The 18,249-nt window shown below is 71.1% G+C and carries 13 protein-coding genes; all 13 read left to right on the plus strand.

The window, feature by feature from the left end; genetic code table 11:
• Positions 1 to 44: 44 nt before the first annotated feature.
• Positions 45 to 803: a molybdopterin-binding protein gene (locus F787_RS0107985; protein WP_028491857.1), complete on the plus strand. Its 759-nt coding sequence runs from the start codon at positions 45 to 47 to the stop codon at positions 801 to 803.
• A gap of 91 nt (positions 804 to 894) precedes the next feature.
• Positions 895 to 2,796 (plus strand): diguanylate cyclase, encoded by a 1,902-nt coding sequence (locus tag F787_RS0107990; protein WP_028491858.1) that lies wholly within the window; start codon positions 895 to 897, stop codon positions 2,794 to 2,796.
• Positions 2,797 to 3,023: 227 nt separating this feature from the next.
• Entirely contained in the window at positions 3,024 to 3,713 is a 690-nt protein-coding gene (locus F787_RS0107995) for a 2OG-Fe(II) oxygenase (RefSeq protein ID WP_028491859.1), read from the plus strand.
• Between the two features lie 74 nt (positions 3,714 to 3,787).
• Positions 3,788 to 7,348: an exodeoxyribonuclease V subunit gamma gene (gene recC, locus F787_RS0108000; RefSeq protein WP_081694111.1), complete on the plus strand. Its 3,561-nt coding sequence runs from the start codon at positions 3,788 to 3,790 to the stop codon at positions 7,346 to 7,348.
• Positions 7,345 to 11,133, plus strand: a complete 3,789-nt coding sequence (gene recB / locus F787_RS0108005; protein ID WP_042805792.1) for an exodeoxyribonuclease V subunit beta — start codon at positions 7,345 to 7,347, stop codon at positions 11,131 to 11,133. Before recC ends, recB begins: the two co-directional genes overlap by 4 nt.
• Entirely contained in the window at positions 11,130 to 13,193 is a 2,064-nt protein-coding gene (gene recD / locus F787_RS0108010) for an exodeoxyribonuclease V subunit alpha (protein ID WP_028491862.1), read from the plus strand. Before recB ends, recD begins: the two co-directional genes overlap by 4 nt.
• A gap of 61 nt (positions 13,194 to 13,254) precedes the next feature.
• On the plus strand, positions 13,255 to 13,674 hold the full coding sequence (locus F787_RS0108015) for a nucleotidyltransferase substrate binding protein (RefSeq protein ID WP_028491863.1): 420 nt from the start codon (positions 13,255 to 13,257) through the stop codon (positions 13,672 to 13,674).
• Positions 13,671 to 14,009, plus strand: a complete 339-nt coding sequence (locus F787_RS0108020; protein ID WP_019021717.1) for a nucleotidyltransferase family protein — start codon at positions 13,671 to 13,673, stop codon at positions 14,007 to 14,009. Before F787_RS0108015 ends, F787_RS0108020 begins: the two co-directional genes overlap by 4 nt.
• 124 nt (positions 14,010 to 14,133) lie before the next feature.
• The gene (locus tag F787_RS0108025) at positions 14,134 to 14,553 is read left to right on the plus strand and encodes a hypothetical protein (RefSeq protein ID WP_028491864.1); all 420 of its coding nucleotides are present in this window, start codon (positions 14,134 to 14,136) and stop codon (positions 14,551 to 14,553) included.
• 172 nt (positions 14,554 to 14,725) lie between these two features.
• Positions 14,726 to 16,861 (plus strand): adenosylcobalamin-dependent ribonucleoside-diphosphate reductase, encoded by a 2,136-nt coding sequence (locus F787_RS0108030; protein ID WP_051246090.1) that lies wholly within the window; start codon positions 14,726 to 14,728, stop codon positions 16,859 to 16,861.
• Between the two features lie 19 nt (positions 16,862 to 16,880).
• Positions 16,881 to 17,582, plus strand: a complete 702-nt coding sequence (locus tag F787_RS0108035; protein ID WP_019589813.1) for a hypothetical protein — start codon at positions 16,881 to 16,883, stop codon at positions 17,580 to 17,582.
• A gap of 163 nt (positions 17,583 to 17,745) precedes the next feature.
• Positions 17,746 to 17,991, plus strand: a complete 246-nt coding sequence (locus F787_RS0108040) for a DUF6290 family protein (RefSeq protein WP_026300806.1) — start codon at positions 17,746 to 17,748, stop codon at positions 17,989 to 17,991.
• Positions 17,975 to 18,241 (plus strand): type II toxin-antitoxin system RelE/ParE family toxin, encoded by a 267-nt coding sequence (locus F787_RS0108045; RefSeq protein ID WP_019021722.1) that lies wholly within the window; start codon positions 17,975 to 17,977, stop codon positions 18,239 to 18,241. Before F787_RS0108040 ends, F787_RS0108045 begins: the two co-directional genes overlap by 17 nt.
• Positions 18,242 to 18,249 lie beyond the last annotated feature (8 nt).

The following is an 18,249-nucleotide window of genomic DNA, read 5'->3' on the forward strand; positions in this document are numbered from 1 at the left end:
ACCGGTGCCGCCACCGGCGTGACAGCAGGGGAGAGCAGGGCGGGATGGAGCCCCACGACGGACGCAACATCGAGATTGGCTCGGTCATCATCGGCGACGAGATCCTCAGCGGAAAGCGGCGCGACCGCCACCAGGCCAATCTGACCGCCGCGCTGGCGGAAAAGGGCCTGGAGCTGGCGTGGCTGCGCATCGTCGGGGATGATCCCGTGCGCCTGACGCGGACCTTCCGCGAGACCGCAGATACCGGGGCCGACGTGTTCAGCTTCGGGGGCATCGGCGCGACCCCGGATGACCGTACCCGGGCCTGCCTGGCCGAGGCCCTCGGGCTGTCATTGCGGCCCCATCCCGAATTCATCGAACTGCTGGAACGCCGTTTCGGCGACGAGGCGCGACCGCATCGCGTGCGCATGGCCGACCTGCCGGAAGGGGCCGAACTGATCCCCAACCCGGTCAACGGCATCCCGGGCTTCTCCTGCGCCCGCCATCACTGCGTACCGGGCTTCCCCGACATGGCCGAGCCGATGATCCGCTGGGTCCTGGACCAGCGCTTCCCGGGACGCGATGCCTCTGCAGGGGCGGTGGAGGAGGGCCTGACGCTGGAAGGCGTGACCGAGAGTCGCCTGGTCCCGGTGCTGGAGGCCATGGAGGCGGCCTTCCCCGACCTGCGCATCTCCTGCCTGCCGCGCATGCGCGGCGGGGCCCCGCAGGTGGAGCTGGGGCTGCGGGGGCCCGCGCCGCGCGTGACCGAGGCCTGCGCTGCCCTGCGGCGCCATCTGGTGGACGGCGGCTTCCTCGAGCATTGAGAACGCCCGTGCGGACCGGTCCGCCGCCGGCAGGATGCGACGGTCGCGCCAAAATGCGCTAACTTGGGCCCCGAAATCAGGGGGCCTGCCGATGAAGAACCTTTATCACGCCTGGCTGTCGGGGATCCGCAGCCGTCTCATTCTGCTCACCCTGCTCTCCATGATTCCGGTTGCCCTGGTGATCATCCACTCAGCCGTGGAGGCGCGGGAGATTAATTCCCGTCAGGCGGCCGAGAACCTCGCCACCCTGGCCGCAGTGATCCGGGAGCGGGTGGAGGCGGGACACGAGGACCCGCTGGGGGCCGTGGAACACCTGACCGCGATGGACCGCGCCGCCGTGCGCACGCCCGTCGCCACGCTCTGGGACCCGGAAGGCCGGGTGCTCGCGCGTGCCCCCGACACCGCCGGGCCGGCCGGAGGCGACTCGGCCGAGGCGGACCTGCTGCGTGAAGTGCGGGTGCAGGGCGGCCATGCCGGAACCCTGGAGAGCGCGGGTCTGGACGGCGTGACTCGTGGCTACGCCTACACCGTCTTCGGCCGCGATGATGAGCGCCGGATCGTGACCGTCGGCCTGTCCACCGACGTGCTGTTTTCCGAAGTGGATGCGCTGTTCCAGCGCACACTGCTGCTTCTGGGCGCCGTGTTTCTGTTTGCGCTGGGCATCGCCTGGCTGCTCGGCGAGGTGGCCGTGCGACGTCCGGTTGGGCGGCTGGCCGGTGCCGCGCGGCAGATCTCGGACGGGCGGCTGAACGTGCGGGTGGGGGATATCCACGGGGCCAGCGAGCTGACCACGCTGGCCGGTGCCTTCGACCGCATGGTGGAGAACCTCGAGACCTACGAGAAAGAACAGGAGGCCACGCAGCATAAGCTGGCCCGTGCGCGGGACGAGCTGGAGGAGAAGGTGCGCGAGCGCACCGACCAGCTGGCGCGCGCCAGTGACGCGGCGACCGAGCGCGCCGCCAGCCTCGAGCGCCAGCGCAAGGAAATGACCGTCCTCAACGAGCTGACCGATCTGCTGCAGTCCTGCCGCACCCTCGATGAAACCCGTGCGATTATTCAGCGCTCCCTGGGCGAGCTGTTCGCCGGGCTGTCCGGCACGGTCTATCTGTTCAGCGAAGACGGACACTCGCTGGAGCGCATCACCGGCTGGGGCGAGCACCACGAGGAACACCCCGACACCTTTGCGCCGGACGACTGCTGGTCCCTGCGGCTCGGCCGGACCTGGGCCTATGATCCGGAGGCCCGCAACCCCGCCTGCCGACATGACGGCAATTCGGAGATCGACTCCATCTGCGCCCCCATGCATGCCGAAGGCAAGACGCTGGGGGTCCTGCACGTGGCGGGCGGGACGCATGGGGCTTCCCCGGGCGAAAGCGCGGGTGAAAACGAACGCCTGGTGGACGCCACCGCGGCGCGTCTGGGGCTGGCGCTGTCCAACATCCGCCTGCGCGAGGCCCTGCGCAACCTGACCATCCGTGATCCGCTGACCGGCCTGTACAACCGGCGTTTCGTCGACGAGACGCTCGAGCCCGAGGTGGAACGCTGCCGGCGGGCCGAACGGCCGCTGTCGGTGCTGATGCTGGACGTCGACCACTTCAAGCAGTTCAACGACACCTACGGCCACGATGCCGGTGACGTGGTGCTGGTGGCGGTCGCCCATCTGCTGCAGAAGCTGTTCACCGGGGCCGAGCTGCCCTGCCGGCTGGGCGGGGAGGAGTTCCTGGTCATTCTGCCGGAGGCAGACGGCGACCGGGCCCGCGATCGCGCCGAGGAACTGCGCGAGGCCATCGCCGAACTCGCCCTGTTCCACCAGGGGCGCAGCCTGGGCACCGTCACCACCTCCGTCGGAGTGGCCACCTGGCCGGAGCCCGTGAGCGAACCCGATGCCCTGATCGACGCCGCGGACGCCGCCCTGTACGAGGCGAAGGACGCCGGGCGCAACCGTGTCATGCTCGTGGGTGATGCGACCGTGGGCGCCGGCGCGGGCGGGTGATTCGCGGCCGGAGGGCGGATGCTTTGCGGGAGGGCGGGAACGGGTTATATTCGAAGTGATGCCCGCCGCGCCCCGGTTGGCGGGCCCGCAAGAGAATCCGCCCGTTCATGAAAGCACGTCCCGCCGATATCGGCACCCCTATCGGCACCCCGGACATCGCGATACCCCCTGCCGCCCCGGTCCCGGCGGTGCACCGATTATCCGGCGCGGTCGCCGGGCCCCGTCCCGTGCCGCCGGACGGCATCCGGGAGGAATCCCTCGCCGCAGCATCGCTGGCGGATGACGGCTGGCTCGACACGCTTGCACGTGACGGGCGGGCGGTGTTCCCCGGGTTTCTCGAGGACCGCCTGACCGATGCCCTGCGCCAGGAGGTGTACGCCCTGCGCAATGCCGCACGCCTGCGCTCCGCGCGGGTGGGGCGGGGTCGCGAGCGCCGGCACGATGCCGCCGAACGCGGTGACCGCATCCACTGGCTGGAAGGCGCGACGCCGGCCCAGCGGGAACTGCTGGAGCGTCTGGATCAGCTGCGTCGGGTCGCCGCTCGCGGCCTGATCCCGGGGCTGTTCGAGAGCGAGGCACACTTCGCGCTGTATCCGCCCGGCACGGGTTACGCTCGCCACGTGGACGCCTTTCGCGAGGGTAACCGCCGGCGGCTGTCGCTGGTGCTCTATCTCAACCGCCACTGGCGCGCCCGTGATGGTGGCGAACTGGCGTTCTACACGCCGCAGGGCGAGGGCGACGAAGCCCGCGAACTGGAACGCGTGCGCCCCGAGGCCGGCACCCTCGCGATCTTCCTCAGCCAGAGCATGCCCCACGCTGTGCTCCCCACCCGCCGCTGGCGTGCCAGTATCGCCTGCTGGATGGGGCTGCGCGACATCGCGAACCCGCTGGACAGCCTGGATCGCAGGCTGCCGTAAGCCCCCTCGCTGGACACCCCGGCGGGCTTTTGCGACGGTAGCCGGCACGACGACGGACAGCGGCAGGAGCGGGCGTGGAGGCAAGCGAGGAACTGCAGCCAGGGATGGTGGTGCTGCACGGCAACCGTCTGGAGTCGCTGCGCTCGCTGGTGGTCGAGTGGGTGCGGCGGGCGCCGCCGGCGCCGCTGGAGAACGAGACCGTGCTGGTGCAGAGCAACGGCATGGCGCAATGGCTGCGGCACGCGCTGGCGGCCGACCCGGACGCGGACCCGCCCGGCTGCGGGATCGCCGCGGCGCTGGACATGCAGCTCCCCTCGCGCTTCATCTGGTCCGCCTATCGCGCGGTGCTGGGTGCCGAGGCGGTGCCGCTGGAATCCCCGTTCGCCAAGCGCCCGCTGCTGTGGCGGCTGATGCGCCTGTTGCCGGCGCTGCTGCAGCGCCCGGCCTTTGCCCCGCTGGCCGAATTCCTGCGTGACGACGGCCCGGAGGCGGGCGGCGACCTGCGCAAGCGTTACCAGCTGGCCGAGCGTCTGGCCGATCTGTTCGACCAGTATCAGGTGTACCGTGCCGACTGGCTGGCGGACTGGGCCGACGGCCGTGACGTGCTGCGCGGGGCGCGCGGCGAGGAGCCCGAACTGGCCCTGGAACAGCGCTGGCAGGCCGAGCTGTGGCGGGCCCTGCTGGACGACGTGGGCGACGAACAGGCGTGGGTCAGCCGCTCCGCGGTGCACGAGCGCTACATGCGGGCGGTGGCGGATCTCGAGCAGCGACCCGCCGGGGTGCCAAGGCGGCTGATCGTGTTCGGCATTTCCTCCATGCCGGGGCAGATCCTGGAGGCGCTGGAGGGGCTGGCGGGTGTGTGTCAGATCCTGGTCTGTGTGCACAACCCCTGCGAGCACTACTGGGCCGACATCGTGGCCGACCGCGATCTGCTGCGCGCCCGCCGCCGGCGTCAGGCGCGGCGCCCGGACATGCCCGAGGTGCTGGACGAGACCACGCTGCACAGCCACGCCCATCCGCTGCTGGCCGCCTGGGGGCGCCAGGGGCGCGACTACATCGCCCTGCTCGACGAGCACGATGATCCGGCGCGCCGCCGCCACGTGCTGGAGGGGCTGGACTGGGAGCGTATCGACTTCTTCGAGCCGCACGGCGAGGCCTGTCTGCTGCACCAGCTGCAGGAGGACATCCGCGCGCTGCGCCCGCTCGGCGAGACCCGCGAGGCCTGGCCGCCGGTGGACCCGGCCGATGCCTCGGTACGCTTCCATGTCGCGCACAGCCCGCTGCGCGAGGTGGAGATCCTGCATGACCGCCTGCTGGCACTGTTCGATGCCGATCCCGAGCTGCGCCCGCGCGACGTGATCGTGATGGTGCCGGACATCAACGTGTACGCCCCGTACATCGACGCGGTGTTCGGCCAGCGCGGGCCCGACGAGCCCGGGCACATCCCCTACACCCTGGCCGATCAGGGGCCGCGCGGGCGCGACCCGGTGCTGATCGCGCTGGAACGCCTGCTGGCCCTGCCGGAAAGCCGCATGGGCGTGAGCGAGGTGCTCGATCTGCTGGACGTGCCCGCGGTGCGGCGGCGCTTCGGCCTGGGCGAGGACGATCTGGCGGCCCTGCACCGCTGGGCCGAGGCCTCCGGCGTGCGCTGGGGGCTGGATGCCCGTCAGCGCGCCGGCCTGGGCCTGCCCGGGGGGCTGGAGCAGAACACCTGGCGCTTCGGCCTGCGGCGCATGCTGCTGGGCTACGCGGTGGGCGACGGCGAGGCCTGGCAGACCATCGAACCGTTTGCCGAGAGCGGCGGACTGGCGGCCACGCTGCTGGGGCCGCTGGACCACCTGATCGAGGCGCTCTCGCAGGCCTGGGAGGCCCTGCGCCGCGCGCAGAGCCCGGAGGACTGGGCCGCCTGCCTGCACGGCCTGTTGCAGGATTTCTTTCTGGGCGAAGACGAGGACGAGCTGCTGAGCCTGCGGCGTCTGGAGGATGCCCTGGAGCAGTGGCGCGAGGACTGTGACGCCGCCGGCCTGACCGAGGCCCTGCCGCTGACCGTGGTGCGCGAGCAGTGGCTGGCGAGCCAGGAGGAGGCCGGGGTAGGGCAGCGCTTCCTCGCCGGGGCGGTGAACTTCGGCACCCTGATGCCGATGCGCGCGATCCCGTTCCGGGCGGTCTGCCTGCTGGGGATGAACGATGGCGACTACCCCCGGCGCCCGACGCCGGTCGACTTCGACCTGATGACCCGCGACTACCGCCCCGGCGACCGTTCGCGGCGCGAGGACGACCGCTACCTGTTCCTCGAGGCCCTGCTGTCCGCCCGCGACCATCTGCATGTCAGCTGGGTGGGGCGCAGCGTACGCGACAACGAACCGCGTCCGCCGTCGGTGCTGGTGGCCCAGCTGCGCGACCATCTGGCGGCCGGCTGGCAGCCCGCGGGCGAGGCGCCCCTGCTGGAGCAGCTGACCATCGAACACCCGCTGCAGCCCTTCGCGCCGGTCAACTTCCCCGCGGAGGATCCGGATCCGGCGTCCGCGCCGGCGCGGCATTTCACCTATGCCGCCGAATGGGAGGCGGTGCACGCCGCCCCGGCGGCGGGCGCTGCGCCAACGGACGCGCCGACGGAGGACGAAACCCTGCCACCCCCGGCACCGGAGGCGGAGGACGCCGTGCTCGGGCCGGAGACCCTGGTGCGGCTGTTGAAGGACCCGGTCGAGGTGTTCTTCGCCCGGCGTCTGGGCGTGCATTTCGATGAGGACCCGGGCGCGACCGAGGACCTGGAGCCGTTCGGCGTGGCGGGGCTGGAGGGCTGGCAGCTGCGCCAGCGGCTGGTGGCCACGGCCCTGGAGGACGGCGAGATCGAGGCGGACGAGGACGCGCAGGCATGGCTGCAGCGGCGCCGTCCGACCCTGGAGGCGGAATCCCGTCGCCTGCTGCGCGCCGGGCACCTGCCGCTGGGGGCGGCCGGCGAGCTGCAGCGCACGGAACTGATCGGGGACGCCGAACGACTCCTGGAACGCATCGCCGAACCTTTGCAGGCCTTCCCGCGGCGGGCCCCGGCGCTGCCGGCGGTGCGCGTGGCGGCGGCCGGCTGGCAGCTGGAGGCCCTGCCGGCCGCGCTGCGGATCCCGCCGGAGGACGCCCCGCAGGGGGTGGCGCTGCAGCTGGAATCCACGGTCAGCCGGCTGAAGGACAAGAAGGCCTGGCGCATCGACAAGCTGGTCGGCACCTGGGTGCGTCACCTGGTCGCCTGCGCCGCGCGCGCCGATGTCGAGACCCGGCTGGTGGGCCTGGATACCGAGTGCCGTTTCGTGGCCCTCGACCGGGCCACCGCCCGCGCGCATCTGGAGACCCTGCTGGAAGGCTGGGCCGCCGCGCTGGAACGCCCGCTGCCGCTGGCGGCCGCGGCGGCCGGGGCCTGGCTGCGGGCCGAGGATGAAGACCGGGATGCGCACGCGGCCGCGCTGCGCGTGCTGGAAGGGGACGGCTACCACGAGGCCGGCGAACTGGCCCGGCGCCCGGCGCTGGCGCGCGCCTGGCCGGATCCGCCGGCATTGCTGGCGGACCCGGCGATGGCGCACTGGAGCACGCGCCTGTATCGCCCGCTGTTCGACAGCCTGAGCACCGGGGAGGAGACGGCATGACCCACGCGCCCGGGACGGACACCCACGAGGACGTGCGCGAGCTGGATCCGCTGGCCTTGCCCCTGCACGGCTCGCGCCTGATCGAGGCCAGCGCCGGTACCGGCAAGACCTACACCATCGCCGCGCTGTACCTGCGTCTGGTGCTGGGACACGGCCCGCTGCCCGAGGGCTGCGGGGCGCTGACGCCGCCGCAGATCCTGGTGATGACCTTCACCGAGGCGGCGACCCAGGAACTGCGCGAGCGCATCCGCGACGGCCTGGCCACCGCCGCGCGGGTGTTCCGCGCCGAAGACCCGGAGCAGGTCGCCGGCGCCGAACCCGTCCACCTCGATCTGCGCGCGCAGTGGCCGGACCCGGACGAACGCGCGGGTGCGGCTCGGCGTCTGGAGGTGGCCGCCGAGTGGATGGACGAATCCGCGGTATCCACCATCCACTCCTGGTGCCAGCGGGTGCTGCGCGAACACGCCTTCGCCTCCGGCAGCCCGTTCCGTCAGGAGCTGGCGGCTGACCAGCGCGAACTGCTGGCCGAGGCGGCGCGGGACTTCTGGCGCAGTTTCATGTATCCGCAGAGCGTCGATGCCCTGCTTTTGCTGCGCGGGGCCTGGGGTGCCCACCCCGAGGCCCTGCTGGGCAAGGTGCGCGCGCTGCTGGGGCGGGTGGAACCGCTGCCGCCGGCCACCGAGGCGCTGACCACCCCGGACGGGCTGAATGCCTGGCTGGGCGATCGCCTGCAGCGGCTGGCCGCGATGAAGCAGCGCTGGAACGAGGACCGCGAGGCCGTGGAGGCGCAGTTCCGCCAGCTGCATCGTGACGTGCTCAACGGGACCAGATACAAGAACCCCGACCAGCTGCTGGAGGCGATGCGCGAATGGGCGGACACCCCGGGGCTGCTGCAGCCGCGTATCGGCGGCAGCACTCCGCTGCTGGAGCGGATGAGCGCGGCCGGCATGGCGCAGGAGGGGTTTCGCAAGAAGGGCCAGTCCCTGCCGGCCGACCTGCATCCGGCGTTCATCGCGCTGAACGACCACACCGAGGTCTGTGCCGACGAGAGCGAGCGCCTGCTCAAGGCCGCGGCGGCCGCGATCGACCGGCGCTTTCGCCGTGCCCAGCAGCAGCGCGCGCAGATCGGTTTCAACGACCTGCTCACCCGCCTGCGCGACGCCCTGTACGGTCCCGACGGCGAGGCCCTGGCGCGTACCCTGCGCGAGCGCTTCCCGGTGGCCCTGATCGACGAGTTCCAGGACACCGATCCGGACCAGTACCGGATCTTCGACAAGGTGTACCGCATCGAGGAGAACCCGGACGTCACCGGGCTGCTGCTGATCGGGGACCCCAAGCAGGCGATCTACCGCTTCCGCGGGGCCGACATCCACAGCTACCTGCGTGCTCGCCACGCCACCGCCGGGCGGCATTACACCCTGCCGAAGAATTTCCGCTCGGTGGAATCCCTGGTGGCCGGCGTGAACCATCTGTTCGCTCGTGCCGAGGCCTGGCCCGACGGCGCGTTCGGCTTCGGGGGCGGGGAACTCCCGTTCCATCCGGTCACCGCCCGCGGCCGCTCCGAGAGCCTGACGGAACATGGCACCGCGCTGCCCGCGCTGACCCTGTGGCAGGCCGGCGGCGACGAGCCGGTGGGCATCCGCGACTGGCGGGCGAGTGCCGCGGCGGCCTGCGCCAGCCGCATGGTGGAGCTGCTGAACGGCGGCGAGGACGGTCACACCGGCTTCGTCGAGGGCGGGGACGCGGGCGAGGCCCGCTTCCGCCCCCTGCGCCCGCGCGACATGGCCGTGCTGGTGCGTGATCGCAAGGAGGCCGCCGAGATCGAACGCGCGCTGCGCGAGCGGGGCGTGCGCAGCGTGTACCTCTCGGGCGGGGATTCGGTCTACACCACCGCCGAGGCCGGGGACCTGCTGCGCTGGCTGCGCGCCTGTGCCGAGCCCACCAGCGAGCGGCTGCTGCGTGCGGCCCTGGCGACGCCGACCCTGGGACTGCCGCTGGCGGAGCTGCACCGGCTGACCGTGGACGAGCTGCGCTGGGAGGCGCGGGTGGAACAGTTCCGCGCCTATCGCCGGCTGTGGCAGGCGCGCGGGGTGCTGCCGATGCTGCGCGCCCTGCTGCACGATTTCGACGTGCCGCGTGCCCTGCTCGCGGACGAGGGCGGCGAGCGCGCGCTGACCAACCTGTTGCATCTGAGCGAGCTGCTCCAGGAGGCGGATGCCGAGCTGGACGGCGAGCAGGCACTGATCCGCCACCTGGCCGAGCATCGCGATGCGGATTTCGCGCCCGGTGACGAGCAGATCCTGCGCCTGGAGAGCGACGAGGACCTGGTCAAGGTGGTCACCCTGCACAAGTCCAAGGGCCTGGAGTACCCGCTGGTGTTCCTGCCATTCGTCTGCGGTTTCCGTGAGGTGACCAGCAAGGACGTACCGTTCCTGGACCGCTCGCCGGGCGCGGCCCCGCAGTGGCGGTTTCACATGGACGACGCGGCGAAGGAACGCCAGCAGCGCGAGCAGCGCGCCGAAGATCTGCGTCTGCTGTACGTGGGCATGACCCGCGCCCGCCACGCCTGCTGGATGGCGATCGCGCCCGTGCGCCACGGCAACCGCAAGGATAGCGATCTGCACCGCACGGCCGTCGGCTACCTGCTGTTCGGCCCGGAGGGCGTGGAGCCGCCGGCGCTGGCCGCGCGCATGGAGGAACTGCGCGACGACGAAGGCCATGTGCGGGTGGAGCCGCTGCCGCCGCCGGCGGCCGAACGCTGCCGCGCGGGCGAGGCCGCGCCGGCCACCGGGCCCGCGCGGGTCCCGCGGCGCCGGGTGCGCGAGCCCTGGTGGGTGGCCAGCTACAGCGCCATCGCACGGCGCGAGGAGCCGGGCCCGGACGACAGTGCCGCGCTCGCCGATGCCGGCCCCGATGCCCCGGATACCGCCGAGGAGGACATCCTGCGCGAGGATGCCGGTGGGCGTGACCTCGACGCGGACAGCGATCGTGAGTCCGGGGCGGTGACCACGGCCCCGGCCGGCGGGCACCACGATTTCCCGCACGGCCCGGAGCCCGGCACCTTCCTGCACGGGCTGCTGGAATGGGCCGGCGAACAGGGCTTTGCGCGGGTGGCGGGGGATCCCGCGCGTCTGCACGCCGAGGTCGCGCGGCGCTGTGGTGCCCGCGGCTGGGACGACTGGGTGCCGGTGCTGGAGGGCTGGATGCACGACCTGCTGGCGGCCGAGTTCCCGCTGGACGGCGCTGCGGGGTTCTCGCTGGCGGGGCTGGACAGCTATCAGGCCGAGCTCGAGTTCCTGTTCGAGACCCGCTGGCTGCACAGCGACACCCTGGATGCGGCGGTGCGCCGTGATGTCCTGCCCGGGGAGTCGCGCCCGCCGGCCGGGCGCAAGTGGATCAACGGGATGCTCAAGGGTTTCGTCGATCTGGTGTTCCGGCACGGGGAGCGTTATTACGTGGCCGACTACAAGTCCAACCGCCTGGGGGCCGGGCCGGAGGCCTATACCCCGGCGCAGCTGAACGCGGCGGTGCTGGATCACCGCTACGACCTGCAGCTGGTGCTCTACACCCTGGCGCTGCACCGCCTGCTGAAGGCCCGCCTGCCCGGCTACGACTTCGACACGCACATGGGCGGCGGGGTCTATCTGTTCCTGCGCGGGGTGGATGCGCCGGGGCGGGGCGTGTTCCATCAGCGCCCGCCGCGCGAGCTGATCGAGTGGCTGGACCGGGCCTTCGCCGAAGGTCCGGATCGCCCGGCGGTGCGCTCCACGGAGGCCGGGGCATGACTGCGGCCATCGCGGCGCGGCCGGATGCCGCCGGGGTGCTCGCGCGTCTGGCCGAATGGGAACAGGCCGGCTGGCTGCGCGGCGTGGACCGCGCGCTGGTGCGCCTGCTGCACGAGGAACTCCCGGAGCTGGAGCCGCTGGCCCTGCTGCTGGCGGCGCTGGCCAGCCATCAGGCCGGGCGCGGGCATGTGTGTCTCGACCTGGACGCGCTGCTGGAGGCCCCCGACCGTACCCTGGCGCTGCCGCCCGAGGGCGAGGCGGCCACCGCGGTGCTGCCCTCCGAGGCCCTGCGCGGAACCACCCGGGCGGAACTGGAACAGGCGCTGGCGGACGCGCGGCTGTGCGCCGACGACGCGCCGGGCGCCAGCCCGCTGGTGCGTGCCCGGGGCCAGCTCTATCTGCGCCGCTACTGGGAGGCCGAGCGCCGGGTGGGCGAGGCGGTGCGCGCCCGGCTGGAAGACGCACCCGCCTGGCGCGAGGCCCTGGACCCCGCCCGCACCCGGCAATGGCTGGACCGGCTGTTTCCCGCCGCGGCACCGGGGGACGGCCCGGACTGGCAGCGCATTGCCTGTGCCCTGGCCGCCGGCAGCGGCTTCGGCGTGATCACCGGCGGTCCCGGCACCGGCAAGACCACCACCGTGCTGCGCCTGCTGGCGCTGCTGCAGGGCCTGCAGGGCGACGGCGAGGCTTTGCGCATCCGTCTGGCCGCGCCCACCGGCAAGGCCGCCGCGCGGCTCAATGCCTCGGTGGGCGGGGCGCTGGACCGCCTGAACCTCGAGGCCCTGCCCGACGGCGAGCGCCTGCGCAGCCGCATCCCCGCCGGGGTGGTGACCCTGCATCGCCTGCTGGGCGCGCGTCCGGGGGCGCGCGGTTTTCGCCACGACGCGGCGAACCCGCTGCCGGTGGACGTGCTGGTGGTGGACGAGGCGTCGATGATCGATCTGGAACTGATGGCCGCGCTGGTGGCGGCGGTGCCGCGTCACGCGCGCCTGATCCTGCTGGGCGATCGCGACCAGCTGGCCTCGGTGGAGGCCGGCGCGGTGATGGGCGAACTCTGTGCCCGCGCATCCGACGGGCATTACACCCCGGAGACCGTGGCCTGGCTGAAGGCACATGCCGGCGCGGAGATCCCGACCGCGCTGCAGGACGGCGCCGGCCAGGCGCTGGATCAGCACGTGGTGATGCTGCGCCACAGCCATCGTTTCGATGCCGACAGCGGCATCGGCCAGCTGGCCACGGCGGTCAACGAGGGCCGGGCCGGGGAGGTGCGCCTGCCCACGCCCGATGGCGCGGTGGATCGGCTGACCCTGGAGGCCGGCGACGGGCGTGGCTGGCTGGCGCGGGTGCTGGACGGCGACCCGCAGCGCGAGGCTGCCGGGTATCGCCATTACCTCGAGGCCCTCGCGCGGCTGCGGCCCGCCGGCGGGGCCGCGCGCAGTGCATGGGAGGACTGGGCGTGCGAGGCGCTGCAGGCGCACGGGCATTTCCAGCTGCTGTGCGCGGTGCGTCGCGGCCCCCGGGGACTGGAGCAGCTGAACCGCCGCATCGCGGCGGCCCTGCGGGAGTGGGGCCTGCTGGCGGGCGAGGGCACATGGGTCGAGGGGCGGCCGGTGATCGTCACCCGCAACGACTACGCTCTGGGCCTGATCAACGGCGACATCGGCATCGCGCTGGCCGTGCCGCGCTGGCTGGCCGCGGGCGCGGACGGGCCGCAGGACGACGAAGCCTCCTCCGGGCCGGAGTCGCGGGTGCTGCGGGTCGCCTTCCTCGCCACCGACGGTCGGGTGCGCTGGATCCCGCCCAACCGCCTGGAAGGCGTGGAGTCCGCCTTCGCCCTGACCGTGCACAAGGCGCAGGGCTCCGAGTTCGACCACGTGGCCCTGATCCTGCCGGACACCGACAGCCCGATCCTGACCCGCGAGCTGGTCTACACCGCCATCACCCGCGCCAGCCGCCGCTTCACCCTGCTGGAATCCCGCCCCGGCCGCCTCGAAACCGCCGCCGGCCGCCGCATCCGCCGCGGCGGCGGCCTGCACCGCTGGCTCGAGAGCAGTCCGTAATGGTGAATGCCGTGACAGGCGAGACGAGATAGAGCGTGACCCGACGCGAAAGGAGGTAGTAATGGCGGATCCGGATGTGCGCTGGAAACAGCGCCTGGCGAATTTCCGGCGGGTCCTGGCACAGCTGGAGAGTGCCGTGCGTCTGGCGCAGCAGCGCGAGCTGTCGGATCTGGAACGCCAGGGGTTGATCCGGGCCTTCGAGTTCAATCACGAGCTGGCCTGGAACGTGATGAAGGATTATTTCGCCTGGCAGGGCAATACCGCGATCACGGGCTCGCGCGACGCGATCCGGGAAGCCTTTGCGAAGGGGCTCGTCGAAGATGGCGAAGGCTGGATGGAGATGATCCGCAGCCGGAATCTGACGGCCCATGCCTATAACGAGAAGGTGGCCCGCGAGATCGCCGAGCAGGTGGTGTGGCGCTATCACGCGCTGTTCGATGCGTTCGCGAGGCGCATGGGCGAGCTGGAAGGGCGGGCATGACGGCAGCGGCCAGTGCCATGAAGTCCGGGTTGCCGGCCGATGTCGTCACTCGCCTGTGCGCGGTGTTCGCCGGCTGGCCGGAGATTACCGGCGTGTGGTTGTACGGCTCGCGCGCGAAGGGGACCTGGCGCAAGGCCTCGGATATCGATCTGTGTTTGCAGGCGGATAGTCTCGGTGTGCGCGACCTCCTCCGGATCGAGGGCGAGATCGATGATCTGTTGTTGCCGTGGAAGGTGGATCTTTCGCTCTGGCATCAGATCGAGGAAGAAGACCTGCGCGGCCACATCCGCCGGGTGGCGGTGGAGCTGTGTCCTTCGGACATCCCCGCCGGGTGAAGCTGTCCGCACATCGCCCGGGCATCGGGGTGGATAACCCCTCGGCGGGCGCGGCCGCCGTGGAAATCTCCCGGGGTGTCTCGTACCCTCCGGGCTCGTTCGCCCATCCCGATCCGGAGACACCGTGGCCGATATCCTGAATCCGTACGCCGACGATCAGCCCGAGCCGAAATACATCGTCCTGCGCGCCCGCAGTGGCCAGGAGGTCTCCGCCAACTTCACCCTGCAGGACCGGCGGGGGCGCCAGAGCGCGGCGGAGTACCTGTTCCACCTCTACTCCACCATCAAGGAGAAGGTGGGCGAGCCGACCCTGGACACCGCCGCGCCATCGCCGGACGACCAGGACGCCATGCAGCGGCTGATCCTCTACTCGGCCGGTGCCCACGACACCATGTTCGGCACCTTCAATGCCTCCACCGAGATGCCGGAGGAAGAACGAAACGAGTTCGTGGAGATCTTCCTGCTGGCCTGCGCCACGGTCATCGAGGGCAAGCGGATCACCATCGACCTCCAGCGGGGCGTGATCAGCGCGCAGGGGGACTGAACGCAGCGGCCGGGACGGTTCCGGGCCGCTTGCACAAGGACGAACCTGCCACTGTTGCATTCCAGGAGCTCCAGCAGCCACCGGCGGCGGCCATGTTGCGGCGCCGGACACGGGCGCCCATGATGGAACACGGGGGGCGCCCCCCGCAGTGGATGCATGGTGGCAGGTCAGCATGGGCAAGGGCCGACAATCGCAAGGCAGTGTCCGGTTCCCGGGAGACACGTCGCCCGACGTGCCGCTGCAGCCCTCGTCGGCTTCGATCTGGGCCGAGCGTTACCAGCTGCACAATGCGGATGACGAGCCGGTGGACGCCTCGGTGGAGGCGATGTTCGACCGCGTGGCCCGTGCCCTGGCCGGGGTGGAGGCGCCGGAGAAACGCGCCGAGGTCGAGCGCGAGTTCCGCTGGGCGCTGGCGCATGGTGCCGTGCCGGCCGGGCGCATCCTCGCCAATGCCGGCGCTGAAGATCGCCAGTCGCGCACCACGCTGATCAACTGCACCGTCTCGCGCACGATCCACGACTCCCTGCAGGCCATCCTCGATGCCAATACTGCCGCCGGCCTGACACTGAAGGCAGGAGCGGGCATCGGTTATGACTTCAGTACCCTGCGGCCGAAGGGGGCGCCGGTGGCCGGGCTGGGGGCTCCGACCAACGGGCCGGTGGCGTTCATGCAGATCTTCGACCAGACCTGCAAGACCATCGGGGCGGCCGGCGGGCGCCGCGGGGCGCAGATGGCGACGCTGGACATCGGACACCCGGACATCGAGCGCTTCATCCTGGCCAAGCGCCGCAAGGGGCGGTTGACCCAGTTCAATCTCTCGGTGCTGGTGCGCGACGCCTTCCTCGAGGCGGTCGAGCGCGACGACGAATGGATCCTGGCTTTCCCGCTGCTGCCCGTGGAGCAGGGCCGGGTGGCCGCATCCGACATCGTCTATCGCGACTGGCCGGTGATCGAGGATGATTACCGTATCGACGAACGGGGTCGGGTCGCCTGCCGCATCTACCGCCGCGTGCGCGCCCGCGAGCTGTGGCAGACCCTGATGCGCAGCACCTACGACGTCGGCGAGCCCGGCGTCATCCTGATCGATCAGGTGAACCGCCAGAACAACGCCTGGTTCGACGAGGTGATCCGCGCGACCAACCCCTGCGGCGAGGAGCCGCTGCCGCCGGACGGGGCCTGTCTGCTGGGGTCGGTGAACCTGACGCGGTTCGTCTCCGCGCCGTTTACCGACTCCGCCGCGTTCGACTGGGAACGCTTCGAGCGCGTGGTGGGCGTGTTCACGCGCATGCTCGACAACGTCGCGGATATCTCCGGGCTGCCGCTCGAGGCGCAGCGCGCGGAGATGCTGCGCAAGCGACGCCACGGCATGGGCATCCTCGGGCTCGGTTCGGCCCTGGCGATGCTGGGCGAGACCTACGGCTCCGAGTCGGCCGCCGCCTTCACCGCAGAGGTCTGTCGACGGCTCGCGCTTGAGAGCTGGCGCGCCGGGCTGGCGCTGGCGCGGGAGAAGGGTCCGGCGCCGGTCATGGACGAGGATTTCACGCTGACCGCGGACATGCTCCGGCGTCAGCCGGCGCTGGCCGAGGCCGGCTACCGCGTCGGGGACGTGCTGAAGGGGCGCGAACTGCACGCCCGTTTCAGCGAATACATGCAGCGCATCGCCGGGGAGGATCCGGAGCTGGTCGACGCGCTGGCGAAGGAGGGCGCGCGCTTTACCCACGCCACCTCGATCGCACCCACCGGGACCATCAGTTTCTCGGTGGCCAACAACGCCAGCAACGGGATCGAACCGACCTTCCTCCACCACACCACGCGCAACATCCGCCGCCCCGGACGGCGTACCCGCGAAGCCGTCGACTGCTACTCGTACGAGCTGCTTGCCTATCGCGCCCTGGTTGATGCCGAGGCGGGGCCGGGGGATCTCCCCGCCAGCGCCATCACCGCCGACCGGATCGGTGTGGACGCCAACATCCGTATGCAGGCGGCCGCGCAGCCGTGGGTGGATTCAGCCATCTCCAGGACGCTCAATGTCCCGAGCGATATCCCGTTCGAGGCGTTCCAGGAAGTCTACCTGCAGGCCTGGCGTGCGGGGCTCAAGGGGTGCACCACTTACCGGCCCAATCCGCAGGCGCAGATGGGCGTGTTGATGGACCCCGAGCGCCTGCGCAGCACCTGGTATACCTTTACGCTCGCAGACGGGCAGGAGGTGACCCTGCGGGGCGACGAAGAGGTGGAATACGAAGGCCAGGTCCACACTGCCGCCAACCTCTATGCCGCGCTGGACGAGGGCTACTACGACGACCTGTAACGGCGTTGCGGAGAAAACCATGCACCGGATCGATCAGCCCATCATCGCGTTTCGCCGCTCGGATATTCCGCAGGGCGAGTCGGCGCCGGCTGGCGACGACGACCCGGTCGGCAAGCGCATCCCGTCGCGCCCCGAGGGCGAGCTCGAGTCGGTCACCGAGAAGGTCCGCTACTGGACCCAGGAAGGGCCGCAGACGGTCTACCTGGTGGTCAGCTTCGTGGCCGTGTCCGGCACGGTGGGCGGCGAGACGGTGACCATCGAGCGCCCGATCGAGTTCTTCCTGCCCACCGGCCAGCACTCCGAGTCCTGCCAGTGGATCTCCGCCACCATGCGCAGCCTGTCGCTGGCGGCCCGTGGTGGCTACGCCGCCCGCGCCCTGCGCGACCTGCGCAAGGTGACCTGGGATCGCGGTCCGGTGCGTTGCGGCACCAACGAATACGGCAAGCCGCTGTACCACCCCTCCGAGGTCGCTGCCATCGCCCACGCCCTGCAGCGTATCCTCCAGCGCCGCGGCTTCCTCGACCCGGAGGGCCACCCCCGCCCGCTGCGCGAGCTTGCCGCCCTCTACCGAGACGGATCCCCGGGGGCCACCGGCGCACACCGGGCGGAACCGTCCCTGCCCGTGCCCTCCGGGATGGGCCCGTGTCCGCAGTGCGGCGGCGAACGGGTCCTCATCGACGGCTGCCTCACCTGCCGCGACTGTGGTTACTCGAAGTGCTAGGGAAATACTTCGGCGTTTGCCCGGGTGCGCCTGGTTCCGTGGGGGCAGGCCCGGAAACTCAGGGGTATCGCAAGCTGACCGTGGGGTCCGGCTGCCGGGGCAGTTCCATGGTGCGATCGGGGAATGTATATTGGTATGCACGCATCCCGAAGGAGTATGGGCCATGGGCATACGCACAGAAGATACTCGGCAAACGGCCGTTCGGCTCCCGAAAGAGACGTATGCACGCTTGAAAGTGCTGGCCGAAAAGACGGGGCGCACGACCACTTATTACATCCGCGAGGCCATCGAGGAACACCTGGAGGATCTGGAGGACATCTATCTCGCCGAGCAGACGCTGGAACGTGTCCGAAGCGGGGAGGAAGAGGTGATCGGCTCCGAGGAGTTCTGGCGTGACGTGGAGGATTGAGTACGCACGTTCCGCTCAAAAGGAGGTGCAGAAACTCGATCAGCAGGCGCGAAAGCGCATCCGCCATTATCTGGAACGGCGTGTCGCCCACATGCACGACCCGAGAACGCTCGGCAAGCCCCTCAAGGGGCGGTTTTCCGAGCTATGGCGCTATCGGGTCGGCGATTACCGGGTGGTCTGCGAGCTGCGCGACGAGTTGCTTGTCGTGCTGGTGGTGCGGATTGGTCATCGGAGAGAGGTTTACGACTGACCCGGGCT

This window comes from Thioalkalivibrio sp. ALE19, assembly GCF_000428605.1.
Lineage (GTDB): Bacteria > Pseudomonadota > Gammaproteobacteria > Ectothiorhodospirales > Ectothiorhodospiraceae > Thioalkalivibrio.

Excerpts from the sequence above, each read along its gene's own strand:
- recD (WP_028491862.1), top strand. The coding sequence starts at position 11,130 with ATGACTGCGGCCATCGCGGCGCGGCCGGATGCCGCCGGGGTGCTCGCG.
- recB (WP_042805792.1), top strand. The coding sequence starts at position 7,345 with ATGACCCACGCGCCCGGGACGGACACCCACGAGGACGTGCGCGAGCTG.
- F787_RS0108030 (WP_051246090.1), top strand. The coding sequence starts at position 14,726 with ATGGGCAAGGGCCGACAATCGCAAGGCAGTGTCCGGTTCCCGGGAGAC.
- F787_RS0108040 (WP_026300806.1), top strand. The coding sequence starts at position 17,746 with ATGGGCATACGCACAGAAGATACTCGGCAAACGGCCGTTCGGCTCCCG.
- F787_RS0108035 (WP_019589813.1), top strand. The coding sequence starts at position 16,881 with ATGCACCGGATCGATCAGCCCATCATCGCGTTTCGCCGCTCGGATATT.
- F787_RS0108020 (WP_019021717.1), top strand. The coding sequence starts at position 13,671 with ATGACGGCAGCGGCCAGTGCCATGAAGTCCGGGTTGCCGGCCGATGTC.
- F787_RS0107985 (WP_028491857.1), top strand. The coding sequence starts at position 45 with ATGGAGCCCCACGACGGACGCAACATCGAGATTGGCTCGGTCATCATC.
- F787_RS0107990 (WP_028491858.1), top strand. The coding sequence starts at position 895 with ATGAAGAACCTTTATCACGCCTGGCTGTCGGGGATCCGCAGCCGTCTC.
- F787_RS0108015 (WP_028491863.1), top strand. The coding sequence starts at position 13,255 with ATGGCGGATCCGGATGTGCGCTGGAAACAGCGCCTGGCGAATTTCCGG.